The 26,070-nt window shown below is 71.8% G+C and carries 22 protein-coding genes; 11 read left to right on the top strand and 11 right to left on the bottom strand.

The window, feature by feature from the left end; translation table 11 throughout:
• Positions 1–66: 66 nt before the first annotated feature.
• Together C4V41_RS10215 and C4V41_RS10210 are read right to left on the bottom strand one after the other, a co-directional pair.
• Complete coding sequence (locus tag C4V41_RS10215; RefSeq protein WP_160150233.1) at positions 67–1,521, bottom strand: aminotransferase-like domain-containing protein; 1,455 nt, start codon at positions 1,519–1,521, stop codon at positions 67–69.
• Between the two features lie 72 nt (positions 1,522–1,593).
• Positions 1,594–3,558: a hypothetical protein gene (locus C4V41_RS10210; RefSeq protein ID WP_103955501.1), complete on the bottom strand. Its 1,965-nt coding sequence runs from the start codon at positions 3,556–3,558 to the stop codon at positions 1,594–1,596.
• A 119-nt stretch (positions 3,559–3,677) separates the two neighbouring features.
• Here C4V41_RS10210 and C4V41_RS10205 point away from each other — a divergent pair, with 119 nt between their 5' ends.
• Positions 3,678–4,154, top strand: a complete 477-nt coding sequence (locus C4V41_RS10205; protein ID WP_103955500.1) for a GNAT family N-acetyltransferase — start codon at positions 3,678–3,680, stop codon at positions 4,152–4,154.
• Between the two features lie 57 nt (positions 4,155–4,211).
• Here the strand turns inward: C4V41_RS10205 and C4V41_RS10200 are convergent, their stop codons facing one another.
• Positions 4,212–4,502 carry a hypothetical protein gene (locus C4V41_RS10200; protein ID WP_103955499.1) on the bottom strand — a complete coding sequence of 97 codons (291 nt, stop codon included), beginning with the start codon at positions 4,500–4,502 and terminating at the stop codon, positions 4,212–4,214.
• Positions 4,503–4,704: 202 nt separating this feature from the next.
• Here C4V41_RS10200 and C4V41_RS10195 point away from each other — a divergent pair, with 202 nt between their 5' ends.
• From C4V41_RS10195 to C4V41_RS10170, 6 genes are all read left to right on the top strand, one after another.
• On the top strand, positions 4,705–6,015 hold the full coding sequence (locus C4V41_RS10195) for an MFS transporter (protein ID WP_103955498.1): 1,311 nt from the start codon (positions 4,705–4,707) through the stop codon (positions 6,013–6,015).
• Between the two features lies 1 nt (position 6,016).
• The gene (locus C4V41_RS10190) at positions 6,017–8,035 is read left to right on the top strand and encodes a molybdopterin oxidoreductase family protein (protein ID WP_103955497.1); all 2,019 of its coding nucleotides are present in this window, start codon (positions 6,017–6,019) and stop codon (positions 8,033–8,035) included.
• The gene (locus C4V41_RS10185; protein ID WP_103955496.1) at positions 8,032–9,438 is read left to right on the top strand and encodes an FAD-dependent oxidoreductase; all 1,407 of its coding nucleotides are present in this window, start codon (positions 8,032–8,034) and stop codon (positions 9,436–9,438) included. The genes C4V41_RS10190 and C4V41_RS10185 overlap by 4 nt, the downstream gene beginning before the upstream one ends.
• Positions 9,435–11,861 (top strand): nitrite reductase large subunit NirB, encoded by a 2,427-nt coding sequence (nirB, locus tag C4V41_RS10180; RefSeq protein WP_103955495.1) that lies wholly within the window; start codon positions 9,435–9,437, stop codon positions 11,859–11,861. Before C4V41_RS10185 ends, nirB begins: the two co-directional genes overlap by 4 nt.
• On the top strand, positions 11,858–12,220 hold the full coding sequence (gene nirD, locus C4V41_RS10175) for a nitrite reductase small subunit NirD (protein WP_103955494.1): 363 nt from the start codon (positions 11,858–11,860) through the stop codon (positions 12,218–12,220). The genes nirB and nirD overlap by 4 nt, the downstream gene beginning before the upstream one ends.
• Positions 12,221–12,601: 381 nt before the next feature.
• A complete protein-coding gene (locus C4V41_RS10170; protein WP_103955493.1) occupies positions 12,602–13,159 on the top strand; it encodes a YybH family protein in 558 nt (185 codons plus the stop codon).
• 119 nt (positions 13,160–13,278) lie between these two features.
• Here C4V41_RS10170 and C4V41_RS10165 read toward each other — a convergent pair whose 3' ends face one another.
• A complete protein-coding gene (locus tag C4V41_RS10165) occupies positions 13,279–13,524 on the bottom strand; it encodes a hypothetical protein (RefSeq protein ID WP_103955492.1) in 246 nt (81 codons plus the stop codon).
• A 148-nt stretch (positions 13,525–13,672) separates the two neighbouring features.
• Here C4V41_RS10165 and C4V41_RS61745 point away from each other — a divergent pair, with 148 nt between their 5' ends.
• Entirely contained in the window at positions 13,673–14,425 is a 753-nt protein-coding gene (locus tag C4V41_RS61745; RefSeq protein ID WP_160150232.1) for a hypothetical protein, read from the top strand.
• Positions 14,426–14,567: 142 nt separating this feature from the next.
• Positions 14,568–15,155 carry a carboxymuconolactone decarboxylase family protein gene (locus C4V41_RS10155; protein WP_103955491.1) on the top strand — a complete coding sequence of 196 codons (588 nt, stop codon included), beginning with the start codon at positions 14,568–14,570 and terminating at the stop codon, positions 15,153–15,155.
• A gap of 91 nt (positions 15,156–15,246) precedes the next feature.
• Here the strand turns inward: C4V41_RS10155 and C4V41_RS10150 are convergent, their stop codons facing one another.
• Positions 15,247–15,906: a FadR/GntR family transcriptional regulator gene (locus C4V41_RS10150; RefSeq protein ID WP_103955490.1), complete on the bottom strand. Its 660-nt coding sequence runs from the start codon at positions 15,904–15,906 to the stop codon at positions 15,247–15,249.
• A gap of 101 nt (positions 15,907–16,007) precedes the next feature.
• Complete coding sequence (locus C4V41_RS10145; RefSeq protein ID WP_103955489.1) at positions 16,008–17,048, bottom strand: ADP-ribosylglycohydrolase family protein; 1,041 nt, start codon at positions 17,046–17,048, stop codon at positions 16,008–16,010.
• A 74-nt stretch (positions 17,049–17,122) separates the two neighbouring features.
• Here C4V41_RS10145 and C4V41_RS10140 point away from each other — a divergent pair, with 74 nt between their 5' ends.
• Entirely contained in the window at positions 17,123–19,072 is a 1,950-nt protein-coding gene (locus C4V41_RS10140; protein ID WP_103955488.1) for a Xaa-Pro dipeptidyl-peptidase, read from the top strand.
• Between the two features lie 32 nt (positions 19,073–19,104).
• Here C4V41_RS10140 and C4V41_RS10135 read toward each other — a convergent pair whose 3' ends face one another.
• The 5 genes from C4V41_RS10135 to C4V41_RS10120 all read right to left on the bottom strand — a co-directional run bounded on the left by C4V41_RS10135 (position 19,105) and on the right by C4V41_RS10120 (position 24,503).
• Entirely contained in the window at positions 19,105–20,823 is a 1,719-nt protein-coding gene (locus C4V41_RS10135) for an RNA polymerase sigma factor (protein WP_103955487.1), read from the bottom strand.
• Positions 20,824–20,857: 34 nt separating this feature from the next.
• Positions 20,858–22,033 carry an FAD-dependent oxidoreductase gene (locus C4V41_RS10130; protein WP_103955486.1) on the bottom strand — a complete coding sequence of 392 codons (1,176 nt, stop codon included), beginning with the start codon at positions 22,031–22,033 and terminating at the stop codon, positions 20,858–20,860.
• Positions 22,030–22,767: a maleate cis-trans isomerase family protein gene (locus tag C4V41_RS10125; RefSeq protein WP_103955485.1), complete on the bottom strand. Its 738-nt coding sequence runs from the start codon at positions 22,765–22,767 to the stop codon at positions 22,030–22,032. Before C4V41_RS10125 ends, C4V41_RS10130 begins: the two co-directional genes overlap by 4 nt.
• A gap of 52 nt (positions 22,768–22,819) precedes the next feature.
• Entirely contained in the window at positions 22,820–22,993 is a 174-nt protein-coding gene (locus tag C4V41_RS61740; RefSeq protein WP_160150231.1) for a hypothetical protein, read from the bottom strand.
• 787 nt (positions 22,994–23,780) lie between these two features.
• On the bottom strand, positions 23,781–24,503 hold the full coding sequence (locus C4V41_RS10120) for a hypothetical protein (RefSeq protein ID WP_103955484.1): 723 nt from the start codon (positions 24,501–24,503) through the stop codon (positions 23,781–23,783).
• Between the two features lie 222 nt (positions 24,504–24,725).
• Between C4V41_RS10120 and C4V41_RS10115 the strand changes: the two genes are divergently transcribed.
• Positions 24,726–25,982, top strand: a complete 1,257-nt coding sequence (locus C4V41_RS10115; RefSeq protein WP_103955483.1) for a Scr1 family TA system antitoxin-like transcriptional regulator — start codon at positions 24,726–24,728, stop codon at positions 25,980–25,982.
• Positions 25,983–26,070 lie beyond the last annotated feature (88 nt).

Here is a 26,070-nt window from a genome sequence, read left to right as displayed (position 1 = left end):
GAGAGCTCCTTTCGATCTCATGAAAAGGTGCGCCTCAGGCGGCGATCTCGCCACTATCCCCATGGGTCAGGCCGCTGTGCGGCGGCTCAGACGGTGGTCGTCGAGCGTGCGCGCCATCGCGTGCAGCGCCCTGCGCAGCGTGATCGCGTCCAGGTGGCCGTAGCTGAAGACGATCCCGTTGCCGGGCACGCCGCGCGGGTGGTGGTACGCGCTCAGCTCCGCAACCTGCACCCGCCGCGTCCGCAGCCGGCCCACGACCGACTCGGCCCGGACCGACGACGGCAGCAGCAGGGTGGCCGCCGCGCCGGTGTCCGCGCCGAGCAGCCGGATGTCCGGGTACGCGCCCAGCGCCTGGCGGACGAGCGCCCGCTTGGCGTCGTACAGGAGCGCCAGCCGCTCCGCCCGCCTGGCCACGGTGCCCGACCCGAGCAGGTCCGCCACCGCGAGCTGGCAGGTGAACGACGGCTGCCCGTGCCCGCCGGACAGGCCCTCCTCGACCGCCCGCGCCAGCCGCCGCGGCACCACCGCGAACGACAGCCGCAGCGTCGGCGTCAGCAGGTCGCAGAACGAGCCCACCATCGCCGTGGACCGGACGTCCCCCATGGCCAGGACGCTCGGACGCGGGCTGAGAGCGGTGTTGAACAGGCCGTCGAAGGCCGGTTCGAGCACCAGTCCGCCGCTCTCGCGCGCCCACGCGGCCAGGGCCAGGCGGCGCTCGACCGGCATCCGCGCGCCGAGCGGGTTGCCCCGCTCCGGCAACACCGCCACGACGTCACAGGACTCCGGAATCAGATCCGGGCGCGCCCCCGAACGGTCGACGGGCAGCGGCACCACGGTCCCGAGCCGGCCGAGCAGCGTCCGCAGCCCCGGCGCCGCGGGATCCTCCAGGGCGATGACCGGCGGCGGGCCGCCCTGCGCGCGCAGGATCAGCTCCAGGGCGTCGCCGTAGCCGGCCGTGACGACCACCTCGTGGCCGTTCAGCACGAGCCCGCGCGACTCGCGCAGGTAGGCGGCGATGGCCGCGCGCAGCTCGGGCAGCCCGGCCGCGGGCGGCTCGTCGAGCGGCGGCCGGTGACCGGCCCTGCGCCAGGCCGCCCGCCACGCGGCCAGCGGGAACGCCTGCCCGGTCGGCCGGTCCTGGCGCATGTCGATGAGCGGCCCCGTGGTCGGCACCGGCTGACCGGGCCGCTGAGTGAACCGCTGGCGGGGCCGCTGATCGGCCGCCGGTTCGGGCGCGGTCCTGGCGAGTGACTCGCCCTTCGGGACCGACACGTACGTGCCGGAGCCGTGCCGGCCGGAGATGTACCCCTCGGCCAGCAGCGTCTCGTACGCCGCCAGCGCGACACCGCGCGAGATCCCCAGCACGTCGGCCAGGGTACGGGTGGACGGCATCCGGGTAAGGGCGGCGAGCTGGCCCCGGATGATGGCCTGCCGGAGCTGGGCGGCGAGCTGGTCGTGCAGCGGATCCGGCAGGTCGCGATCAAGATGGATCGGTACGTTGAGCCTTTGCGGATGACGCATGGATTCTTCCCCCAGTGAATGCTGGAACCGGGCCCCTCCCTTTAAAGGCGTGACATTCCGTTCCATCGGGGGTTACCGGGCTAACCGGGGCCGGTAACAGCAGCGCACCCCCATCTGCACCGTCGCGCGCAGCTCCTCACCGATCGTCTGGTCCACCGCCGAGACCCTGGTCAGCGCCCTGCGGATGGCCTTGCCGACGGCGATCCTGGCGCGTTCCTCGCTCCCCGTGAACGGCCGCGCCCGGCCGCCGATGCCCGTCGCCGCCGCCAGTTCCGCCACCAGCCACTCGCGTTCCAGCCGCAGTGCCGCCGCCCGTTCCAGGTCGTTCATCGACTCCAGTTCGTCGATCTCGGCCTGTAGGTGGTTCAGCCGCTGCCGGTAGGTGTCCCTGGCCAGGTCGTCGAGGACCGGCTGGGCCGACTCGCCCTCCCGGGGCCCCTTCGTCCCGGCCGCGAGGTCGGCGGCCAGGTCGGCGGCCAGGATCTCCCTGCCGGGGTTGGCGACCAGCGTGGCCAGGTGCGCCATGCCGACACTGTGCTCGACCAGCACCACCCGCCCGCCCAGCTCCACCTGCCAGTGCCGCCCGTGCCGGCGGATCCGGCAGGGACCCTGCGCCGCGGCGGCCCGCCCGGCCGGGACCTCGGCCGTGGCCCCGGGGCCGTCCGGCAGCACCATCCCCAGCTCCCTGGCCTCGTGTGCGGCCAGGGACTGCTCCCGTAGCGCGTCCTGGTCGTGGGTGCCGTCGCGCAGCGCCAGCGCCTGCCCCAGCCGGCAGCGGGACAGCGTGGCGGCCGGCCAGTGGCCCAGCGCCAGGTTGTCGTGCACGGCGGTGCGCAGGTGCTCGACGGCCAGGTCGAGGTCGCCCATGGTGAGCGCGGCCATGCCCAGCGAGTGGCACACCGAGCCGAAGCACACCACGCCGAGGCTGCCGATCACCGGCAGCCGCGCGTACGGCGACAGCAGCGCGTACGCCTGGACGGCCGTGTCGGCGTCCTGGAGCAGGTGGGCCGTCTCCACGGCGCAGTACAGCGAGAACAGCCACGTGCTCGAACTCGGCAGCTCGCCCAGGTCCCGGCCGCGCAGCCGGGCCAGCTGACCGGCCGCCTGCCGCCGGTCGCCCGCCACGGCCGTGGCCAGGGCCAGGCCCGCCAGGTAGGAGTTGTCGATGGGGCTGAGCGTGGGGGAGCTGACCAGGTCCGTCAGCGCGGGCACCAGCTCACCGGCGCGGCCCTTGTACCAGAGGATGGCGCCGAGGTGGCCGCCGTACCAGCCGGTGGCGTCCAGGTCGCCGGCCGCGACGCCGCGCTCGAAGCACGCGCCGGCCTGGGCCTCGGCCTCGTCGAAGCGGCCCGAGCGGATGGTCAGCATGACGTCGATGGCGCTGACCACGTACCCGATCGCCAGGTGGGCGTGCTCGTCCAGCAGGCGGCGCAGCTCCGCCAGGCAGCGCTCGGCGTGCGGGTCGGCGGCCAGGTAGAGGTCCACCGTCCGCCACAGCAGGCCCATGAGCAGATCGCCCCGGCGCTCGGTGATGGCCGCGTGGCCGATCAGCTCGCCGGCCAGCTCCAGCCGGAGCGCCCCGTGCTCCGGGCCGAGCAGGCAGTGGTGCGCCAGGCTCAGCGCCTCGGCCAGCGCGAGCCCGTCACCCGAGCCCCTGGCCTGGGCCAGCAGCCGCAGGGTGCCCGCGTGCTCGCCGCCCCGGTAGTCCTGCTCGCCGCGCATCCGCGTGCGCAGCCGCAGCGCGATCGAGGAGCAGGGATCGATGAGTGACAGCGCGTGCCGCTGGCGGGCGCGTACCATCTCCGACTCCGCGCTGGTCCGCTGCTCCTGGACCCAGATCCCGCTGAGCCCCAGCGCGGCCCTGGCCAGCGCCGGCGGATCGCCGCACGACTCCGCCTGGCGGTAGGCGGTGTCGTACCAGCGCCGCGCGGTCTGCAGGTCTCCGTTCACGTACAGCGCGCGTTCGCCCAATAAGAGGGCCAGTTTGAGGTCCGAACACGAGGGCGGGAGCTCCCGCAACCCCTGGACAACGCTCATATCTCAGCTCCCCCCTGCCGGTCATGAAGATTGAGCGTCCGAACGGTTCCCCGAATACCGTTCTAGGTATAGACGTACGGCATGTTGTTAAGGGTTCAACCGCCCGTACGCTGATTGGCATGATTCGTCCTGCGACACCCGCCGACGTGCCAGAGATCATCAGCATGATCCGCGAGCTCGCCATCTATGAGAAGGCCGAGCACGAGGTGCGTGTGACGGAGGAGCAACTGCGTGACACGCTCTTCCGCGACCATCCGGCCGCCTTCGCGCACATCGCCGAGCACGACGGCGAGGTGGCCGGCTTCACGCTGTGGTTCCTGACGTTCTCGACGTGGCGCGGCGTGCACGGCGTCTACATGGAGGACCTGTACGTCCGCCCGCAGCACCGGGGCGGCGGCCACGGCCTGGCCCTGATGCGGGAGCTGGCCGGCATCTGCGCCGAGCGCGGATACCAGCGGCTGGAGTGGGCGGTCCTCGACTGGAACGAGCCCAGCATCGGCTTCTACGACAAGCTCGGCGCCGTGCGCCAGGACGAGTGGCTGAAGTACCGGCTGACCGACGACCCGCTGCGGCGCCTGGCCGCCCGGCGCGACTGAGCCTGAACACGCGGCACGCGGGTCACGCACAGTGACGTGACCCGCGTGACGTATCCGTCATACGCCGGCGTGTGACCGGCTGCGCATGCCCTCCGACTGTTCGTACATTCCCATCTCCGGCTCGTCCAGATCCCGATGGGTCTCTTCCATCCGGAGTGCGACCCCGAGCGCGATGAACGTGGGCGCCCACTCCCCGATGAAGATCCCCCAACGGTCGGCCCGGTCCAGGCCGGACGCCTCCGTGTTCTTCGACAGGAACCAGCTTCCGCAGGACAGCCCGATGGACACCACCCCCGCGGTGTACATGTGGCTCGACCGGATTCCCATCTGATGCAGCTTCTTGATCATGCTTCCCCCCTCGCTGTGAGTGCTGTTACCCCAGCCAGGGGCACGTAACCGATCATTACGGGCGTGTTTCGAGCGTGACACTTGTGCGTGGCGTGTTACCGAGGTGAATCACCCGTAACGAACGCACGGACACGCACGGTCAGTGTGCGTAACGAGCGCTTCCTACCTTGGAGATCCCGGACGCCGAGTGTAGGAGAGGTCGATGGCGCGCTGGATCGCCGAATGGCACCCAGATGACCCAGCCTTCTGGGAGAACTCAGGCAAGCGCGTGGCACGACGCAACCTGATCTTCTCGATCGTGGCCGAGCATCTCGGATTCACCGTGTGGACGTTGTGGAGCATCGTGGCCACCAAGATGGGGGCCTACGAGTTCACCACCGACCAGTTGTTCTGGCTGGTGGCGCTGCCGAACCTGATCGGCTCGGTGCTGCGGGTGCCCTACACGTTCGGGCCGGCCAAGTTCGGCGGACGGAATTTCACCGTGGTCAGCGCGCTGCTGCTGCTCATCCCCGCCGTGCTGCTCGGGGTGGCGGTGAGCAATCCGGCCACGCCCTACTGGCTCTTCCTGGTGATCGCGGCCCTGGCCGGGGTCGGCGGCGGGAACTTCGCCTCCAGCATGGCCAACATCACCTACTTCTACCCCCGCAGCAAGCAGGGGGTCGCGCTCGGGCTGAACGCCGCCGGCGGCAACATCGGCGTCAGCTCGGTCCAGCTCGTCATGCCGCTGGTGATCGGCTCGCTCGGGCTGGCCGCCGCCGGCTGGTTCTGGATCCCGTTCATCATCGTGGCCGGCGCCTGCGCCTGGTTCTTCATGGACAACCTCACCAGCGCCAAGGCGAACCCGCGCGAGCAGCTCGCCGTCGCGGGCCGGGCCCAGACCTGGATCATGTCGTTCCTGTACATCGGCACCTTCGGCTCGTTCATCGGCTACTCCACCGCCTTCCCGCTGCTGAGCAAGAGCCTGTTCCCCGAGGCCCCGTTCGCCGTGGTGGCCTTCGTCGGGCCGCTGCTCGGATCGGCGATCAGGCCGGTGGGCGGCTGGCTGGCCGACAAGCTCGGCGGCGCGCCCGTCACGCTGTGGAACTTCGCCGCGATGGGCGGCGGCGTGCTGCTGGTCTGGACGGCCAGCTCCTCGGGCAACTTCTGGCTCTTCTTCCTCGCCTTCCAGCTGCTCTTCCTCACCGCGGGCATCGGCAACGGCTCGACGTACCGGATGATCCCCGCCATCTTCCAGGCCAAGGCCGTCGCCGAGCGCGGCGAGGGCGAGGAGGCCCTGCTGTACGGCAAGCGCCAGGCCGCCGCCGCCATCGGCATCATCTCGGCGGTCGGCGCGCTCGGCGGGTTCCTCATCAACCGGGCGTTCGGCATGGCGTTCGCCGCCGCCGGCACCCCCGCCCCCGCCTTCCTCGCCTTCGCGGTCTTCTACGTGGCCTGCTTCGCCCTGACCTGGTGGTGCTACACCCGGACGGTCGGCGTCAAGGTCGTCGCGAGCCTCGCGTACGCCAGGGTCTGACATGACGGCGACGAAGACCCACTGCCCGTACTGCGCCCTGCAGTGCGGCATGGAGATCGGCCCGGGGCTGACCATCACCCCCAGGACCGACATTCCGGCCAACGCCTCGGGGGCGCTGTGCCAGAAGGGATGGACGGCGGGCGAGCTGCTCACCAACGGCGAGCGCCTGACCTCCCCCCTCCTGCACGGCGAGCCCGTGGAATGGGACGTCGCACTCGACTACGTGGCGTCCCGGCTGTCGGCCATCCGCTCCGAACACGGCCCCGACGCCGTGGCCGTGTTCGGCGGGGGCGGGCTGACCAACGAGAAGGCGTACTCGCTCGGCAAGTTCGCCCGGGTCGCCCTCGGCACCAGCCAGATCGACTACAACGGCCGCTTCTGCATGTCCTCGGCCGCCGCCGCCTCGCTCAAGGCGTTCGGCATGGACCGGGGGATGCCGTTCCCGATCACCGACCTGGCCGACGCCGACGTCGTCCTGCTGGCCGGCGGGAACGTCGCCGAGACCATGCCCCCGTTCGTGCGCCACCTGACGGGCCCGCGCATGATCGTCATCGACCCCCGCCGCACCCAGACGGCCAAGCTGGCCTGGCTGCACCTGCAGCCCACGCCCGGCACCGACCTGGCTCTGGCGCTCGGGATGCTGCACCTGGCCATCGCCGACGAACTGGTCGACGAGGCGTACGTCGCCGCCAGGACCACCGGGTTCGACGAGGTACGCACCTCGCTGGCCTCCTGGTGGCCCGAGCGGGTCGAGCGCATCACCGGGGTGCCCGTGCACCAGATGCGGCAGGCGGTCAGGGCGCTGGCGGCGGTGGGCAAGGCGTACATCCTGACCGGGCGCGGCGCCGAGCAGCATTCCAAGGGCACCGACACCGTGAGCGCGTTCATCAACCTGGCTCTGGCGCTCGGCCTGCCCGGCGTGCACGGCTCCGGGTACGGCTGCGTGACCGGTCAGGGCAACGGCCAGGGCGGCAGGGAGCACGGCCAGAAGGCCGACCAGCTCCCCGGCTACCGCAAGATCGACGACCCGGCGGCCCGCGAGCACGTGGCCGGGGTGTGGGGCGTGCCGGCCGCGGACATTCCCGGCCCTGGACGGTCGGCGTACGAGCTGCTCGACGCCCTCGGCACCCCCGGCGGCCCGCGGGCGCTGATGCTGTTCGGGTCCAACCCGATCATCTCCGCCCCCGCCGCCGAGCACGTGGCCGAGCGCATCGCCGCCCTCGACCTGCTCGTGACCTGCGACTTCGTCATGTCGGAGACTGCGGCGCTGGCCGACGTGGTCTTCCCGGTGACCCAGTGGGCCGAGGAGAGCGGCACCATGACGAACCTGGAGGGCCGCGTCCTGCTGCGCCGCCGGGCCGTCGCGCCGCCCGAGGGCGTCAGGAGCGACCTCGACGTCATCGCCGCGCTGAGCGAGCGGCTCGGGCACCACTTCGAGACCGAGCCGGTCAGGGTCTTCGACGAGCTGCGCCGCGCCAGCCAGGGCGGCCCGGCCGACTACTCCGGCATCACCTACGAGCGCATCGCGGACGAGACCGGCGTGTTCTGGCCCTGCCCTTCGACAGAGCACCCGGGCACGCCGCGCCCGTTCCTCGACTCCTTCGCCACCCCGGACGGACGGGCCAGGTTCGTCCCCGTCCAGCACCGGCCCCCGGCCGAGGAGATCGACGCCGACTACCCCGTCTACCTGAGCACCGGCAGGGTGCTCGCCCACTACCAGAGCGGAGCCCAGACCCGCAGGATCGCCGCGCTCGTCCAGGCGGCCCCGGAACCGTTCGTCGAGCTGCACCCGGATCTGGCCGAGCAGCTCGACATCGCGCCCGGGGACGTCGTGCGGGTCAGCAGCAGAAGGGGCGAGAGCAAGGCCGTGGCCAGGATCAGCGACGCCATCAGGCGCGACACCGTTTTCATGCCCTTCCACTGGGAGGGCGCCAACCGGCTCACCAACCCGGCACTCGACCCGACGTCGAGGATGCCGGAGTTCAAGATCTGCGCGGTCAGGGTGGAGAGGGACTCATGAGGCTCGTCGTCGTGGGCAACGGGATGGCCGGGTCGCGGCTGGTCAGCGAGGTGCGCACCCGTGACCCGCACATGAAGATCACGATTCTCGGCGCGGAGACGTGCCAGCCGTACAACCGGGTGCTGCTGTCCAACGTGCTGGCCGGCAGCTCACGGCCCGAACAGGTGCGGCTGCTCGACGCCTCCTGGTACGAGTCGCACGACGTGACGGCCGCCTTCGGCAGCACGGTGGCCCACATCGACAGGGAGACCCGGCACGTCGTGACCGAGGACGGGCGGCGCGAGCCGTACGACCTGCTGGTCCTGGCCACCGGCAGCGACGCCATCGTGCCACCGATCCCCGGCGTGGAGCGGGCGATCCCGTTCCGCACGCTGGACGACTGCGAGCGCATCATGGACTCCGCCGACCAGGCCCACGCGGCCGGTCAGCGGGCCGTCGTCATCGGCGGCGGCCTGCTCGGCATCGAGGCCGCCCGCGGCCTGGCCGGGCGCGGCCTGCCCGTGACGCTCGTGCACCTGGCCGGGCACCTGATGGAACGCCAGCTCGACGTCGAGGCCGGCGAGGTGCTCGGCGAGACGCTGGCCGGGCTCGGCGTGGACATCCGCACCGGCGTCAGCGCCGCCGGCGTCGAGGCGGACGGCGTCCGGCTCACCGACGGCGAGCTGATCGAGGGCGACCTCGTCATCCTCGCCTGCGGCGTCCGACCCGTGACGAAGCTCGCCGCCGAGGCGGGCCTGGAGGTGCGGCGCGGCGTCGTCGTGGACGACGAGCTGCGCACCGACGACCCGTCGATCTTCGCCATCGGCGAGTGCGCCGAGCACGCCGGCACCGTGTACGGCCTCGTCGCCCCCGCCTGGGAGCAGGCCACCGTGGCCGCCGACGTGATCACCGGCGGCAAGGCCCTCTACCGGGGCTCCCGGCTGGTCACCCGGCTCAAGGCCAAGAGCGTCGAGCTGGCCGCCATGGGCGAGACCCAGCTCGGCGAGGAGCACGCCGAGGTGGTCCGCTTCAGCCACCGGGCCCGCGGCACCTATCGCAAGCTCGTCATCCGCGACGGCCGGCTGGTCGGCGCGATCCTGCTGGGCGAGAGCGACGCCGTCGGCACGCTCACCCAGCTCTTCGACCGTGGCGGGCCGCTCCCGGGCGACCGCGCCGGGCTGCTGTTCCCCGGGCTGTCGTCGGCTCCCGTGGCCGACAGCCCGACGCTGATCCCCGACGCGGCCAAGATCTGCCAGTGCAACAACGTGACCAAGGGCCAGATCAGGGCGTGCTGGGAGGCCGGGGCGCGGGACGTGGCCGGAGTGGCGGCCGCGACCAGGGCCACGACCGGATGCGGTACCTGCCGCGATGCCGTAGAGGGCATCGTCGGCTGGCTGTGCGAGCAGGAAGGGATCTCCGTATGAACAGGATCGTCGTCGTTGGGTACGGTCCGACGGCTCACCGGCTCGTCGAGACCCTCGCGAACAAGGGTTTCGGCGGCACCGTGACCGTGATCGGGGAAGAGTCGCGGCCCGCCTATGACCGGGTGGCCCTGACCTCCTACCTGAACGGCACCACCGCGGAGGACCTCACCTACGAGGTGCCCGCCGGGATCGTCACCAGGCTGAACACCCGGGTCACCGGCATCGACCGGGACGCCCGCCTGGTCACGCTGGCCGACGGCGGCACCGAGCCCTACGACGTGCTCGTGCTGGCCACCGGCTCCGCGCCGTTCGTGCCGCCGGTCCCCGGCGCCGAGCACGCCTTCGTCTACCGCACGATCGACGACCTCGACGCGATCAGGGTGGCCGCCAAGGACGCCGTGGAGGGCGTCGTGGTCGGCGGCGGGCTGCTCGGCCTGGAGGCCGCCGACGCGCTGCGGGCGCTCGGGCTGAAGGCGCACATCGTCGAGATGAGCCCCTGGCTGATGCCCCGCCAGGTGGACGAGGGCGGCGGCTCGGTGCTGAAGTCGCACATCGAGGGGCTCGGGCTGAGCGTGCACGCCGGCGCGGGCGTCCAGGAGATCGTCACCACCGACGGGCAGGTCACCGGGCTGCGCAAGCCGGACGGCACGCTCGTCGAGGCCCAGGTCGTGGTGTTCTCGGCGGGCATCAGGCCGCGCGACGAGCTGGCCAGGGCGTCCGGCCTGGAGGTCGGCGCGCGCGGCGGCATCGTCGTCGACGCGGGGATGCGCACCTCCGACCCGTCGATCTACGCGGTCGGTGAGTGCGCGCTGGCCGGCGGCATGGTCTACGGGCTGGTCGGGCCGTGCAACACGATGGCCGAGGTGGCCGCCGACCGGATCACCGGCGGCGCCTCGACGTTCGACGGCGCCGACATGTCCACCAAGCTCAAGCTGCTGGGCGTCGAGGTGGCGCAGTTCGGGGCGATGGAGGGGGCGCTGGACGTCACCTACATGGACCCGGTGGGCGGCGTCTACAAGCGGCTGTTCATCAGCGACGACGCGCGGACGCTGCTCGGCGGCATCTGCGTGGGCGACGCCTCGCCGTACACCTCGCTGCGGCCCTTCGTGGGCAAGGAGCTGCCCGCCTCGCCGTCGGACCTGCTGTTCAGCGGCGCGGGTGCCAGCCTCGACCTGCCGGATGAGGCGCAGGTGTGCTCGTGCAACAACGTGTGCGCGGGCGACGTCCGTACGGCCATTGCCGACAAGGGCGTCACCGACGTGCCCGGGATCAAGGCGTGCACGCGGGCCGGCACCACCTGCGGCAGTTGCGTGCCGATGCTCAAGCAGCTCCTGGAGAAGTCGGGCGTCGAGGTCAGCAAGTCGCTGTGCGAGCACTTCACGTACTCGCGGGCCGAGCTGTTCGACATCGCCCGGGTACGCGGCATCACCACCTTCTCCGAGCTCATCTCCCAGCACGGGCAGGGCCGGGGCTGCGACATCTGCAAGCCGGCCGTGGCCTCGATCCTGGCCTCCCTGCACAACGGGCACGTGCTGGAGGGCGAGCGCGGCACCCTGCAGGACACCAACGACGCCTTCCTGGCCAACATCCAGAAGAACGGCACCTACTCGGTCGTCCCGCGCATCCCCGGCGGGGAGATCACGCCCGACAAGCTCATCGTGATCGGCGAGGTGGCCCGCGACTTCGGCCTCTACACGAAGATCACCGGCGGGCAGCGCATCGACCTGTTCGGCGCCCGGGTCGAGCAACTGCCGGAGATCTGGCGGCGGCTGGTGGACGCCGGGTTCGAGTCCGGGCACGCGTACGGCAAGGCGCTGCGCACGGTCAAGTCCTGCGTGGGCTCGACCTGGTGCCGCTACGGCGTCCAGGACTCGGTGGGCATGGCGATCGCGCTGGAGCTGCGCTACCGGGGCCTGCGCTCGCCGCACAAGCTCAAGTCCGCCGTCTCCGGCTGCGCCCGCGAGTGCGCTGAGGCCCGCTCGAAGGACTTCGGCATCATCGCCACCGAGCAGGGCTGGAACCTGTACGTCGGCGGCAACGGCGGCTTCAAGCCCCGCCACGCCGACCTGCTGGCCAAGGACCTGAGCACCGACGAGCTGATCAGGACCATCGACCGGTTCCTGATGTTCTACATCCGCACCGCCGACCGGCTGCAACGCACCGCCGCCTGGCTGGAGGGGCTCGACGGCGGGCTCGACTATCTCCGTGAGGTGATCATGGAAGACTCGCTCGGCATCTGCGCCGACCTGGACGCGCAGATGGAGCACCACACCGCCACGTACGCCGACGAATGGCAGGCCACCTTGGACGACCCCGAGAAGCTGAGCAGGTTCGTGAGCTTCGTCAACGCCCCCGGAGTCCCCGACCCGTCGATCGTGTTCGGCAACGAGCGCGGCCAGATCAAGCCGGTGATGGCCCGATGAGCTGGACGAGGATCTGCGCCTACGACGCCCTGCCCGCCGAGCGCGGGGTCTGCGCCCTGGTCGAGGGTGAGCAGGTGGCCCTGTTCCGCACGTACGACGGCGGGGTGCACGCGCTGGGCAACCTGGACCCGTTCAGCGGGGCGTACGTGCTCTCGCGCGGCATCGTGGGCACCAGGAAGGGCGAGCCGACCGTGGCCTCGCCGCTGCACAAGCAGGTGTTCTCGCTCGTGTCGGGCCGCTGCCTGGACGAGGAGGGCACGTCGGTGCCCGTGTACGCCGTGCGGATGGTGGACGGGTACGTCGAAGTGGGCCCCGCGGTCCTGGCCGAAGCTCAGGACAAGGTCGCGGTGGCCGTCTAGGAAGTCCGCGCCCAGGTCGTGCCTGGGCGCGGCGGGTCATGCCAGGGATTCGGCCGGTTTCACCTCTACCGGTGGGTAGACGTGTGGGCTCCGATGGGCCTCTGGCAGTACGCACCGCCGTCCGGACTCGACGCTTTCGCAGCGTTCGGCGTCATCGCGCTGAGGGAGGGGTTCGGGATTCGCCTGGGTTCGCGGCACTGAATTGACGCTATCCGCGGTATCGGGCGAGCTGGTTACATGGTGACAACGAATCAAGCTCTGAACGGTCTCTCCAATTTCAGTGAAGCATTACGGTGAGTAATACCCGGACCGGGTAAAGGCGTTGTCCGAAGTGCCTAAAGCCCGCATTCGCGCAGGTCCGGCCTGGGCATCAAAGCGGCTATGAGCAAGATTTCTCAGCGCAGGGCACTCCTGCTGGCGGCGCTCCTTCCCGCCCTCCTCGTCTCCGGCTGCACCGCCGGGGACAGCACACAGGCGGTGAAGGGGGCGGGCCTGGCGTCGCCCACCGACATGGACTCCGGGATGTCGCCCGACGAGACGTCCACCGACGGCGCGAGCCCGTCGGACACGGGGACCGAGGGCGGCCCCGGCGGGCAGGCCAGGGCGGTCGTGCAGGGGTACTTCAACGCGCTCAAGTCGGGCAACGTGGACCAGGTCGTCAGCGCTTTCGCCGACGACGCCATGGTGGCCATGGACGGGCAGGCCACGGCGGAGGGCGCCGACAAGATCCGCTCGCTGTTCCAGAAGGAGCTCCAGGGCGCCAACGAGATGGCGCAGGGGACGCACACCATCGAGGAGCCGCGGACGCTCGGGGGCGACGACGCCGTCGTCACCGCCACCAGCAAGCAGGGCGACGACGACTACCGGGAGCTGTTCCTGCTCTCCCGGGACGGCGGTGAGTGGAAGATCGCGCAGTTCATGAACAACCAGGCGAACTGAACGGGGCACGGCCGGGAGGCCAGGGCTTCCCGGCCGGTTACGGAGGGTGAACCTCGTTCGTTTACCGAGCGTTATCGCTTGATTAAGAAATGGCAAATCTGATTATTTGAGCTGGTGAGTTAATTAGGGGCGGTGTCGCCGGGGATGCGGGGGCGGATCCGGCGTTGGTCGACCAGGGCGAGGTAGACGGCGAAGGCGCCCTGGGTCCACATTTCGGCCTGGTCAGGGGTCAGCCTGATCTCCTCGCCCTCGTGCGAGACGATCATGTAGCCGCCCGGGGGCATGCGGCGCCACGCGACGAGCATGTTCTCGTAGACGAGCACGTCGAGCATCGCGGTCAGATATTCACGCCCGGCGGCGGACACGGCGCAAGCCTCCTTGCTCCTCGCCGAATTGTCGCCTCTCTTCCATTGTGCGCGCCCTATCGGGAAATGTCGCAGTTTCTTGGGGCGGCCGTCGCGGGCCGGGGAACCTCGGCCGCGCCGCCGGTGTATCTAGACCGGAGGTGGTCCCATGAGGGCGATTCTGGTCCTGCTGGCCTCGGTGGTGGCGCTGGTCATCGGGGGTCTTCCCGTTTCCGCCGCCGGAGGGTGGGCGGTGACGTACCTGGATCCGCGGCCGGCGCGGTTCGAGGGCGGCACGCCGTACGCGCTGGGGTTCTGGGTGCTGCAGCACGGCACCCACCCGTTCGAGGGGGATCTGGGGGGCGTCGGGCTGCGGCTCACGGGTGCGGACGGCAAGAGCATGCTCTTCGACGGCACCGCCCTGCCCGAGGCGGGGCACTACGCCACGTCGGTGGTGGTGCCCGAGGGCGTGTGGAAGGTCGAGGGGGTGCAGGGGCGGTTCCAGCCGTACGACGTGGGCACGCTCACCGTGCCCGGCGAGCTCAAGATCAACCCGGTGCCGCCCGACCTGGTGGCGGCCTTCTCGGCGGACGGCAGAGACTACTGGGGCGCCGTCCGGCCACCGGGCTTCCCGCGCGGCGAAGGGGCACCGGTCGAGGTCGCCCAGGCGTCGCCCCAAGCCGCCCCGGGGGTGGGCGCGTCGGCTTCGTCACAGGCCGTCCCGGGGGTGGCCGCGTCGGCTTCGTCACAGGCCGCCCCGGCTGAGCGGGCGGCCGGTGGGGTGCCCGCGTACACGCTGCTGCTCGCCGCGGCCGGGGGCGCGCTGCTGGCGGCGGCGGGGCCGGCGCTTCTGGGGCGCAGGCGGAGGGAGCCCGAGGAGGAGCCGGATCCGTCGGCGGACACCGTCATCATTCCCGGCTGATCGGGTAGCGGGCCGGGGGTAGACCGCCGGGGTGTGCTCGCGACGCCGTTCTCCCGAGCGGCACGCGTCGGGGCCCACCCCGGCTTTGCCATTGAGGCGGTCGTCCATATACCCTCTGGGGGTATACATCAGAGGAGGAACCATGCGACGCCTGACCGCCCTCGACCCCGACGAGGCGCCCGGCAAGTCCCGCGAGCTGCTCACCGACCTCGTCGAACGGCACGGCTCGGTGGGGGAGATGGTCGCCACGATGGCCCACTCGCCGGCCCTGCTGGAGGGCTACCTGGGGCTGACCAGGGCGATGAAGCGGTCGAAGATTCCACGGCCGCTGAGCGAGAAGATCTCCCTGGCCGCGCAGGAGTGGATCGGCTGCGAGATGTGCAGGCAGGCGCACGCGCAGGCCGCCCGCAAGGCCGGGCTGAGCGAGCAGGACATCGCGCTGGCCAGGCAGGGCACCGCCACGGACGCCCGCGAGGCCGCGCTCATCGGCGCGGCGTTGCGGGTGCTCACCGAACCGGCGTCGTTCTCCGACGAGGACGTGGCCGAGCTGCGGGCGCACGGCTGGAGCGACCGCGTGCTCGCGGAGATCGTCGGCCTGGTCGCGCTCAACCTCATGACGGGTGCGTTCAACCTGCTCGCGGGCATCGAACCGGCCCCCGACCCGCCGGCGGGCATCGAAGCGGCCCCCGACCCGCCGGCGGGCATCGAAGCGGCCCCCGACGCCTCCTGACGGGGCCGCCCGGCCCCCGGCGGCCCGGCCGGCCCGTCCCGACGATCGGCCGACCGGCGCCTCCGGTGCTCAACCGGTGCTCAGCCGGTGCTCAGAGGTCGCGTTCCTGCTGGTCGAGGATGGCGATGGAGACCGCGATCGCCCTGGCCGCGTCGCCGTCCTCGATCGCGTTCAGCAGGTCGTCGTGCGAGGTGTCCGGGTCCAGGGCCGCCTCCTCCTGGTCCCTGACGCTGTCGCGTATCGCGTCGCTCATGCTGCGGTAGAGGTCGGCGAGCAGGGCGTTGTGCGCCGCGTCCGCCACCTGCAGGTGGAAGTCGACGTCGGCGTCCGCGAAGCCGTCGAGGTCGCCCGCCCGCCCGGCCGCGTTCCTGCGGCCCAGGGTCTCGCGCATCGCGGCCACGTCCTCCTCGGTGCGCCTCCCCGCCGCCAGCCGGGCGGCCACCAGGTCGAGCCCGCGGCGCACGTCGATGATGTCCATGGCCGCCGCCGTGTCGAGCCGCCGGCGCAGCGCGACCCTGGACTCGTCGGTCGCGGTCACGTACGTGCCGTCACCCTGCCGGGTGTGCAGCAGGCCCGCGTGGGCTAGGACGCGCACCGCCTCCCGTACGGACAGCCGGCTCATGCCCAGGCTCTGCGCGAGCTGGCTCTCGGACGGGATCTTGGTGCCGACGGGCCAGACGCCGCCGGCGATCTCCCGGCGGAGCTCGTCGATGGCGGCGTCCACGAGCGAGGTCCGAGCGACGTTTCGCATGCGCCTTCTCCTCATCGGCTGAAGAAACAACCACCCTAGACGGACGCTGCCAAGGCTAGGGCCGCGCCGCCCCGGGGGCGAGGTGTGACGCGACGATCGGGTCAGGTCCAGCCGGCGGCCACGACCAGGCGCTCGATGGTGTCGCGGCCTTCCAGCGGGGTCAGCCAGGCCGCGGGCAGCGCGGCGGCGCCGTACATCGTGCCCACGAGGTTGCCGCAGACCGAGCCGGTCGAGTCGCTGTCACCCGAGTGGTTGACCGACAGCAGCAGGGCCTTCTCGACGGACGGCTCGACGAGGGCGCAGTAGACGCCGATGGCCAGCGCCTCCTCGGCCACCCACGCGCCCCCCAGCGACTCGACCCGCTCAGGAGAGGGCTCACCGCTCGTCGCCAGCGCCAGCGCGCCGATCAGGGCCTCCGTGGTCTCCTCGTGCGCGGGGCAGCGGGTCAGCAGCTCCAGGGCGCGGTGTACGGCGTCCTCCAGCCCGTCGCCCGCCATCAGGCGCGCGACGATCGCCGCGAACGCCCCGGCGGCCAGGTAGCCCGTCGGATGCCCATGGGTGATCTGCGCGCACGCCGCCGCCAGATGGAACGCCTCCTCGGCCTCCGGCATCCGCGGCATGAAGCCGAACGGGGCCGAGCGCATCACCGTGCCGCACCCCTTCGAGTCCGGGTTCACCGGCCCCGGCACGCCCGTGGGAGCCGGGCCGCCGAACGGCCGGCGCAACCCCGACAGGCAGGCGTTGCCGGGCGCGCGCCGCGAGTAGAGCCACTTCTCCTCCCGCAGCCATCCTGTGTGATGCGGCAGGCCCGCGGGCGGCGGGACCTGGTGGTCCTGGGTGTCCAGCCAGCGCAGGTACGCGTCTCGCACCGACCGCGTGGACGCCCGCATGTCGCCCGCCGGCGGGCCGCCCGGCCCGGTAACGTGCGTCTCCAGGAGCCCCTCGACGGTGAAGAGGGTCATCTGGGTGTCGTCGGTGATGAGGGCGCTCTTTCCTCGCCACGTCGTGACATATCCCGTAATGCCGTCCGTCCCATGATCCCTGCGGATCTCCCGCAACGACTGGAACTCGATCGGCGCGCCCAGCGCGTCCCCGATCGCGCCGCCCAGAAGGCAGCCCCGCACCCGATCCCGAACTTCCATACCCCGAATCTTGTCAGGCTCCAGGCCGTCTGAGAGATTGCGGTTTGTCCCGCCCAGCGTTCCGGAGGTCACGCGTGTCACCCTTACGCCCGGCCCTCATCGCCGTCGCCCTCACCGTGGCGATAGCGACCCCAGCCCAGGCGGCCCCGGCTCAGACGGCGGCTCAGACGGCCGCCGTTCCGGGGATCACCGTCCAGAACGGCCGTACCCAGCCGGTCTTCTCCTACGCGGACGCCGTCCGCGAGCACGTGTACGTCGAGTCGACCGTGGACAGCGACCTCGACGGCAACCTCGACAAGGTCCGCGTCGACATCATCCGCCCCAAGGAGTCAGGTCCCGGGCTCAAGGTGCCGGTGATCATCGATGAGAGCCCGTACTACGACAACTCGGGCCGTGGGAACGAGGCCGAGCGCAAGGTCTACGACGCTGCCGGAAATGTCACGAAATTTCCGCTCTTCTATGACAACTACTTCGTCCCGCGCGGCTACGCCGTCCTCAACGTCGACATGCTCGGCACCACCCGCTCCGAAGGCTGCCCCGACATCGGCGGCAAGGCCGACGTGCTGGGCGGCAAGGCCGTCATCGACTGGCTGAACGGCCGCGCCAAGGCCGTCAGGGCCGACGGCACCCCGGCCGTGGCCGACTGGACGACCGGCAAGGCCGCCATGATCGGCAAGTCGTACGACGGCACCCTGGCCAACGCCGTCGCCGCCACCGGCGTCGAGGGCCTGAAGACGATCGTGCCCATCTCGGCGATCAGCTCCTGGTACAAGTACCAACGCTCCAACGGCGTCATCTACAACTACGACTACGCCTCCTGGCTGGCCAACTACGTCGACACCGACCCCGAGGCCAAGTGCCAGCCGGTCCGCGACAGGATGGACGCCGAGGACGGCGACGACACAGGCGACTACAACCCGTTCTGGGCCGAGCGCGACTACATCAAGGGCCTGCTCGGCGACGCCTCCAAGGTCAAGGCCAGCGTCTTCGTCATCCACACGGTCAACGACCTCAACGTCAAGCCCGACAACTTCTCCGCCTGGTGGAAGGCCCTGGCCGACCGGAACGTGCCGCGCAAGATCTGGGTCGGCCAGACCCAGCACGTGGACCCGTTCGACTTCGAGGGCCGCAGGACGCTGTGGGTGGACACGCTGCACCGCTGGTTCGACCACTGGCTGCACGGCGTGCGCAACGGGATCACCAGCGAGCCCCGCGCCGACGTCGAGATCGGCCCGGCCCGGTGGATCACCCAGCGCGACTGGCCGGCCCCGTACGCGCTCAAGGCGTCCCTGCGCCCCGCCGCCGACGGCTCGCTCGGCCTCAAGCCCGCCGCCAGGAACAGCACCGCGACCTTCACCGACGTCGCCATGAGCGAGACCGACATGGTGGCCGACGTGGGCACGCCGAACCCGGGCCGGGTGGCGTTCACCACGGGCGCGCTGCCGCTGAACCTGCGCCTGTCCGGCACGCCCACCGCCGACCTGCGGGTCAAGCTGGACAAGCCCACCTCCAACCTGACGGCCCTGCTGGTGGACTTCGGCGACGACACCCGCGTCGACTGGCGCAGAGGCCAGGGCATCACCACGCTCACCGAGGAGGACTGCCACGGCGAGAGCACCGCGGCCGACGACGCCTGCTACCGCAAGGTCGTCACGAACGTGGCCACCCGGCCGCTGGAGATCGTCGCCCGCGGCTGGATCGACGTACAGAACCGCGACTCGCTCAGCCAGTCCAAGCCGCTGCCCGCGGGCACGTACGGCACGGTCAAGTGGCTGACGCTGCCGCAGGACTACACCTTCAGGAAGGGCCACAGGATCGGTCTCGTGATCGCCGGCACCGACTCGACCTACACCGACGAGGGCGGCACCGGCGCGAACGTCACCGTCGACCTGGCCAGGAGCAGCGTCACCGTGCCGTTCGTGCTGGGCACACCGCTGGCCGACGTACCGAAGGACGCGTCGGTGTTCCGCGGGCCCGAGCGGGTCGAGCTGCCCGAGCCCGAGCCCGAGTTCCAGTTCTTCTAGACCGGTAGGTAGGGGCCTCGTGCGCGGGGCCCCTACCCGCACACGCGCCAGAGGTCGTGGTCGCGGCTCGCGACCGTCCAGGCCACCCGCATCGTCAGGGTGCCCGCGGCGGTCGTGGTGCCGCCGGTGGTGCGGCCGTCGCCGGTGGCCCGGCCCGCCCAGCGGACGGTGATCGTGCCGCGCTCCACGCTCGCCCGCTCCGTGCAGCCGAACCGCGAGCGCGGCGCGTCGACCCGGAAGCCGGTCCCCTTCACGTCGATGCCGTCCGTGCCGGTGGCCGAGGTGATCGCGCACCGGCCCGTGCAGGCCAGCGCGAACGATCCGGTACGTTTCCCGCCCAGCCACAATGACGACGGCGACAGCCTGGCCACCGGCGGCTCGGGCCTGGGCAGGACGACCTTCCTGGGCACGGCCCGCAGCCCCGCGTTCACGACCGGCTCGGGAGCGGTGACCTCGGCCACCCAGCGCGAGGGTTCCTCCAGCAGCACGCTCGTCTGCGCGGCCGCCTTGGTGATGGTGGCCGGGTGCGCGCGGGCGTTCAGCACGGCCCAGACCAGGCCCGCCGCCAGCAGCCCCACGCCCACGATGAGCCCGAGCCTGGCCACGGCCCTGATCGGCGCGCCGGCCTCGGGGTCGTCGTCCTCGGGCCGGTCCCGCCAGAACTCCTGCCACTGGGCGCCGTCCCCGCCCGGCGGCTGGTCGAAATGGGACAGCGTGATGCCGCCGTACCGGATGATCGCGCCCTCGCTGTGGGAGCCGTTGCTCTCGCCCTTGGTGACGGCGCTGTAGACGAGCTTGTCGCCGTTCGCGCCGCCGCGGAAGGCCCTGGTACGGCTCGGCGGCGTGAACGGGTGCCGCCCGCGCACGGCGGGAGCGGCGGGCTCCTGGTCGGCGGCAGCCGCGCCCGCCGCCGACCAGGGCTTTCCCGCGGTCGCCGTCGTGGGGTCGGCGACCGGGGCGGGCGGCATGGCGCCGGCGACCGGTGGCACCGGCTCAGGGCCGGCCTCCACCAGTGTGCGGGCCTGCACAGGGAAGCCGTCCGCCCGCCAGATAGGCCCCTCGCCGGGCAGCGGCTGCGCCAACGCCAGCCGATTGGGAAGCGTGCCGGGCACCGCGGCGATCGGCAGCCGGCGCAGCAGCGCCCCCGCCGTCATGGTCCTGGGCGCGGCCCGGCAGGTCGCGCAGGACTGGATGTGGCGGCCGATCCTGGCCCTGGCCCGCCGGCCGGGGGCCCTGACCCATTCCGCCATCCGCGCCGTCAGATCGGGGCAGCCGTCACGGGCGCGCGCGGCGGCGATCGCGGCGAACCACTCCTCCAGGCCCTCGGCGGCCCGGGTGACGATGGAGCGCACCTCGGCGGGCGGCAGCTCGAAGATCGCGCTGAGCTCGGCGTCCGCGAGGCCGTGCCGTACGGACAGGTCGAGCAGCTCGCGGTGCGGGCGCTCCAGGGACAGCAGCGCCTCGGGCAGCAGCTCCGACATGCGGCCGGGCCGCGACCACGAGCCGATGCTGGCCGGCTTGGCGACGACCGTCCGGTGGGCCCGCGCCACCGCGTACAGCCAGGGCCGTCGCAGGGCCGGATCCGCCACGCGGTCCGCGTACAGGTGCGCCGTGATCACGGCGCCGGCCACCGCCTGCTCGGCGTCGCCCGTGGCGAGCTCGGTGCGGCAGTAGTCGTAGAGGCGGGCTCCATGCTTGTCGCACAGGTCGCGAATGGCCTGGCGCGCGTCATCCGACAGCGTTCGCCACATCCGGTGTCACCTCCTCCAATCGGTACGCGGACGTTCAGGTCCTCCCCACGGGCTTCGGTACGGTGTCGAGCAGCGACGCCTGCGCCAGGTACGCGCGCGTCGCGTCGGGGTCGCCGGCGATCGCCCGCAGCCCGGCCATGGCCGCCGCGAGCCGGGCACTGTCGCGCTCCCGCACCCCCGCCGGCCGGGTCTCGCCGCGCGGCACCACCCGGTGCAGCAGCACCGAGCGCCGCCGCCAGGCCCACGCCTCCAGCGCGGCGGGCGCGGTGTAGCCGCCGACCACGGCCGCGATCACCTGGCCGACCTCGGCGGCGTCGTGGATGCCCGCGTTCATGTTGAGCCCGCCGACCGTGGAGGTCAGGTGCGCCGCGTCGCCCACGAACAGCACCCGCCCGCACCGGTACGACGTCAGCACCCCCCTCGACAACCCGAACCGGTCGGCCCCGGTCACGTGGATGGGTTCACCGGCCCCCGGTAAAGCCCGGCGGACCAGCAGTGACAGGTTCGACGGGGACAGCGGCTCGTGCGTGTCGCAGGGGATCTTGAAGATGATCCGCCAGTGGTCGGGCAGCGCGATCAGGGTGCACGACTGCTGCACGTCCCGTACGTACGTCAGCGGCGCCAGGCTCGGCAGCAGCCGGTCCAGCGGAGAGTCGCTGAACACCCGCAACGCCTGCGTCGGATAGCCGGACCTGGGGAACGGCAGCCCGAGCGAGCCGCGTACGGTGCTGTTGCCGCCGTCGGCGGCGATCATGTACCGGGCCCGCGTCCAGGTGTGGCCGACGCGGACCCGGATCCCTGTGCCGCCCTCCACCACGCCGTCCACGTGGGTGCCGAACCGCACGTCCACGTCCGGGTAGACGTTCAGGGCGGCGAGCAGCAGCGGGGTCAGCGCGGCCTGGTCGGCGTGGATCCTGAAGGGATGCTTGGTCAGGCCGTCGAGCCGGTTCATGCCCATCTCGGCCAGCACGATCCCGGACCGGTCGCGCCACTGCACCCGGTCCACGACCCGGCCCTTGGCCACGAGTTGGGCGGCCACCCCGAGGTCGGCCAGCAGGTCCAGCGTGGCGGGGTGGAAGGTGCAGGCCCGCGGCTGCCGGTTGAGCTCGTTCTCGCGCTCCAGCACCGTGACCGGGATCCCGGCTCTGGCCAGCGAGAGCGCCGCGGTCAGGCCCGCGGGTCCCGCTCCGACCACGATGACGCCGTTCATGCCGAGCGCTCCCCTCGCGCCGCCATGGGGCGGCGGTAGGGCACCCGGCTCAGCGTCACGTGCCGGCCGACGGCCCTGGACAGGGCCCACCAGGCCGTGCAGAGGTTGGAGGTGAGCAGGACGCGGTCGTTTCCGGCGCTGAGAGGGCCCAGGACGGGCAGTGTGGCCAGTCCGGTGCCGGTGAACAGCAGCACCGCGTCCGCCGGCGGCTCCGCCAGCTCGACCTGGCTGACCAGCTCGGCCGGGGTGACGCCGTAGGGGGAGTAGCCGTCGTGGGCGCGTACCTGCACGACCTGGGTGACGTTCATGCCGGACGACTTCCAGAACCGCTCCGCCAGCTCCGTCACCCACGGCTGGTACGGCGAGATCAGCACGATGTCGCTCACCATGACGTGGTCCATCGCCTCGCGCGTGGCCAGCGTGGCCGAGGCGAACGGCACCCCGGTCGCGGCCGCCAGCTCGGCGCACTGGTCGCGGTCCTCGTCGGGGCCGAGCAGGTAGCGCGGCTCGCTGCAGGCGGCGACCATCGCGTCCAGCCGCAGGCCGCCGAACGCGCCCGCCAGGGCGGGCAGGTCCCTGTTGTAGCCCTCCAGCCGGTCGGCCAGGGACAGCCCCGGGCGTACCGGGAAGCGGGTGACGTGCATGTCGGCGCGCGACCCGAGCAGCCGGGTCAGCTCCGGCTCCGCCGACGGGTTCGCGGGCGCCACGATCACGCCGACCCTGCCGCGGCTCACTGTGTGCCCCGGACGGTGCACATGGTTTCCTCCTGCGAGGGACGGACGGGAGTCAGGACGCGCGATACCGCGGCGGAGCTTGGCCGGTGATGCCCTGTACCTTGCGGATGCGGCGCAGCCGATGCACGGTGCGCCCCGGTTCCCGGATCTCGTCCCGGTCCTCGGAACGTACGCCGCGCGCGTGCACCTCGTGTGGTCGTGACCTGCGCATCTCGTCCGTGAGCATGATCGCTCCCTGCTATCTGTTCGGGCTATCTATCCGGGTGGTGGACGCCGCGCGGCCCGGCGAGGGGCCGGCGGAACATCGCCGGCCCCTCTTCCGCCGCGCGCTGAGACCGGAGGTCCGATCTCACGTCCCGACGCCCCGGCGACCCGCACCAGCGCCGTGGCGGCGAGCAAGACGGCGGCCAGGGGTACGGCCACCGCTACGGTGGCGCTCCCCTGGGGGAGTGGCCGGTCGGTCGGTGCCGTGACGCCCATGACGCCGATCGTCCCGCCCGATGTCGTCCCTGCGCCGATGGCGCGACCTCCGCCGAAGTCAAGCCAGCCCCAGCCGCTACCTCTCGAGATGACCAGCACGCCAGCCGCTACCGCGCTGGTCAACAGCACCGCGCCGACTAGGTCGGGCACGTGCCGCACGGTGCTGAGGGGGTGAGGAAGCGCTGGGGCCAGCGCTAACAGCGCTACCACCTGTCCCGCACACCTGGCGGACGGGCCGGGCCGGCCGTACTCGGCCGGCCTCCTCCCGCCGCCGGGTGGCAGCGCCAGCATTCCGGCGCCCGCGCACAGAGGCGGCGCGGACGCGATCGTCCTTGGGCTTGTGCTCGTGCTCGTGACGCCGTGGTCCCGCGCCGGCCGCCTTCCCCTCCGGTCCTGCCGGGACGCGGCCGTGATGACCGCGGTCGCGCCCGGACGGCCGGTGGCCGGACCGGACCGGGAAGGGTCCGGCCGGCCGGAAGGCTCGGCTGACACCGGTGCCCGTCCGGCCCGGTGTCCGCGCGGGGGCGTCGGCGTCATCGCGCCTTCACCGCGCTCAGGGTCAGATTGGGCACACTCACACAGACCATGCGTTCCGTCAGGCCCGTGCGCGGTGTCGTCGTGTGCCGGCGGGGCGGCATCGCACCGCCGGCCACCGTGCGCGCGACCTTCGAGGCGAGCGTCAGGTGCTCGCCGCAGCGACGGCTCACCTTGGCCTCCAGCCCGGCCACCTGGGCCAGTCTGAGCCTCAGCGGCTCCAGCGACGACCTGCGTTCGAGGCCGTCGAGATCGGCCAGCCGGGCGGGCCAGCGCAGCGCGTCGCCGCAGCGAGCGACCACCTCGGCCGGAAGTTCCTCGCCCGGGAACCCCTCGTGACGCAGCCGGGTGGCGATCATGACGGCCATGAACGCCGTCTTGTCGAAGTCGGCCAGCCGCCCCGTCAGGGCCGCGGCCAGCATTCTCGCGCGGTGGCTCAGGCAGACCGCACTCCACCCGAGCAACAGCAGCCGATCGGGCCCCGTCTCCGTGTGCCAGCCGGACAGCCGCAGCTCGCGGGCCATCCGGTGATAGAAGCGCCAACGGTGGCGGGATTCGTCCAGCCAGACCTGGAGTCCGCCCAGCGGCAGGCTCGCGACGTGCACTCCGGCGCCGATGTCCGGCCCCGCCACACGTGCGCAGATGCGTTGGACGACCTGTTCCTGGCCGGTGGAGGCCGGATCTTCCAGGAACCAGGAACCGCCCGGGGAATCCATGGTCACGCTCGGCCACCTCCTCGCCCGGGGAACTTCCCAGAACCCTGGTGCTGTTAAGCCTCACTTACCACGCGCTCCGATAGTCCGCTTACGAGCGCTACTATGTCAACTGACAGTTTGCGCATAAGTTGATACCTGCCCGCGTCGCAGAGCTTGCCCGCATGGCAGGGGACACTGCGCTCCGCGTCCCTTACGCTGGAAAAGTTCACGGGCGGTAGGAGGTGTGCCGTGGCGAACTTCGCCGAACGGCTCGATCTCGCGCTGACCAAGCGCGGCTTCACCGGCGCTCAGGTCGCCTCCGCCCTGACGGAGGCGGGCATCCCCATCACCCGTGCCTACGTCAGCCAGCTCCGCACCGGCAAGCAGACCAACCCGACCCTCCAGGTGCTCAGAGCCCTGGCCACCTGTCTTCAGGTGAGCGTCGGCTGGCTGGTCGGCGACGACTACCTGGAGTCGGGCGCGGTGGAGGACCTCCAGCTCCGTGCGGCCACCATCGGCCTGTCCGCCTCCGGCCTTTCGGAGGGCTCGCTGGCCGTCCTGCGCGGCGTGGTCGAGCTGGCCCGCAAGGCCGAGGGCCTGCCCGAGGAGCCCGAGCCCACCTCCGACATCCCGGAGGCGGTCGCGCCGCTGAGCGGCCCGCAGCGCCGGGCGCTCGGCAAGCGCCTGTCCGGCCTGCGCCTGGCCGCCCAGCTCTCCGTCGAACAGGTCGAGACGGCGCTCGGCAGAGGAGCCGCCGCGATCCCGGCCATAGAGGAGGGCCGGCTCGCCCCCGCGCCCATCACGGTCGAGCGCCTGCTGACCGTCTACGGCGTCGGCGCCCCGCCCATCCGCGAATACGTGCTGTCGCTGGCCAGGGGCGAGCGCGAGGCCGCCTGGTACGACGCGCAGTCGGTGCCCGTCTGGCTGGCCACCTCCTACGCCCTGGAGCAGCGCGCCACCGTCATCCGCACCTACCACGGCCAGTTCGTCCCGCCGCTGCTGCAGAGCGAGGAATACGCCAGGGCCGCCCTCGCGGTGGCCGGTCCCGCGATCCTCGGGCAGTCCACGGTGGCGGAGGCGCTCGCCCTGGTGCTGGCCCGGCAGGAGGCCGTCGGCCGCGACGGCGGAGTGGTGCTGTGGGCCGTGATCGACGAGAGTGTCCTGACGCGCTCGATCGCCGGGCCGCACGCCCAGCTCCGCCAGATCGACCTGCTCATCGAGCACGCCAAGCGGCCCAGCGTCTCGCTGCACGTGGTGCCGATGGACGACCCCGCCTACGTGCCGCGCACCGGCCCGTTCACGATCTGGCGCTTCGCCGAGGCGTTCGAGCCCGACATCGCGTGCGCCCACGGCATCGAGTCCGACGAGCTGCTCACCGAGATGGCCGTGGTGGAGGCGTACCACCAGGCTTTCACGAAGTTGTCGGTGACCACGTCGACCCGCGAAGAGACCTTCGAGGTGCTGAATTCCCATCGTGAGCGCATTTCGCGTTCGCTGGGTAAATGATCTGCGGTACCCACGAGGAGATCGTCTATTCGTTCCATTGGTTAGGCACATATACCCAAATCCAATGGCTTTTCAGGTTGTCTTCCGC

The organism is Nonomuraea solani, from assembly GCF_900108335.1.
Lineage (GTDB): Bacteria > Actinomycetota > Actinomycetes > Streptosporangiales > Streptosporangiaceae > Nonomuraea > Nonomuraea solani.
This window is presented reverse-complemented; position numbering and strand designations above follow the sequence as displayed.

Excerpts from the sequence above, each read along its gene's own strand:
- C4V41_RS10215 (WP_160150233.1), bottom strand. The coding sequence starts at position 1,521 with ATGCGTCATCCGCAAAGGCTCAACGTACCGATCCATCTTGATCGCGAC.
- C4V41_RS10210 (WP_103955501.1), bottom strand. The coding sequence starts at position 3,558 with ATGAGCGTTGTCCAGGGGTTGCGGGAGCTCCCGCCCTCGTGTTCGGAC.
- C4V41_RS10205 (WP_103955500.1), top strand. The coding sequence starts at position 3,678 with ATGATTCGTCCTGCGACACCCGCCGACGTGCCAGAGATCATCAGCATG.
- C4V41_RS10200 (WP_103955499.1), bottom strand. The coding sequence starts at position 4,502 with ATGATCAAGAAGCTGCATCAGATGGGAATCCGGTCGAGCCACATGTAC.
- C4V41_RS10195 (WP_103955498.1), top strand. The coding sequence starts at position 4,705 with ATGGCGCGCTGGATCGCCGAATGGCACCCAGATGACCCAGCCTTCTGG.
- C4V41_RS10190 (WP_103955497.1), top strand. The coding sequence starts at position 6,017 with ATGACGGCGACGAAGACCCACTGCCCGTACTGCGCCCTGCAGTGCGGC.
- C4V41_RS10185 (WP_103955496.1), top strand. The coding sequence starts at position 8,032 with ATGAGGCTCGTCGTCGTGGGCAACGGGATGGCCGGGTCGCGGCTGGTC.
- nirB (WP_103955495.1), top strand. The coding sequence starts at position 9,435 with ATGAACAGGATCGTCGTCGTTGGGTACGGTCCGACGGCTCACCGGCTC.
- nirD (WP_103955494.1), top strand. The coding sequence starts at position 11,858 with ATGAGCTGGACGAGGATCTGCGCCTACGACGCCCTGCCCGCCGAGCGC.
- C4V41_RS10170 (WP_103955493.1), top strand. The coding sequence starts at position 12,602 with ATGAGCAAGATTTCTCAGCGCAGGGCACTCCTGCTGGCGGCGCTCCTT.
- C4V41_RS61745 (WP_160150232.1), top strand. The coding sequence starts at position 13,673 with ATGAGGGCGATTCTGGTCCTGCTGGCCTCGGTGGTGGCGCTGGTCATC.
- C4V41_RS10155 (WP_103955491.1), top strand. The coding sequence starts at position 14,568 with ATGCGACGCCTGACCGCCCTCGACCCCGACGAGGCGCCCGGCAAGTCC.
- C4V41_RS10150 (WP_103955490.1), bottom strand. The coding sequence starts at position 15,906 with ATGCGAAACGTCGCTCGGACCTCGCTCGTGGACGCCGCCATCGACGAG.
- C4V41_RS10145 (WP_103955489.1), bottom strand. The coding sequence starts at position 17,048 with ATGGAAGTTCGGGATCGGGTGCGGGGCTGCCTTCTGGGCGGCGCGATC.
- C4V41_RS10135 (WP_103955487.1), bottom strand. The coding sequence starts at position 20,823 with ATGTGGCGAACGCTGTCGGATGACGCGCGCCAGGCCATTCGCGACCTG.
- C4V41_RS10130 (WP_103955486.1), bottom strand. The coding sequence starts at position 22,033 with ATGAACGGCGTCATCGTGGTCGGAGCGGGACCCGCGGGCCTGACCGCG.
- C4V41_RS61740 (WP_160150231.1), bottom strand. The coding sequence starts at position 22,993 with ATGCTCACGGACGAGATGCGCAGGTCACGACCACACGAGGTGCACGCG.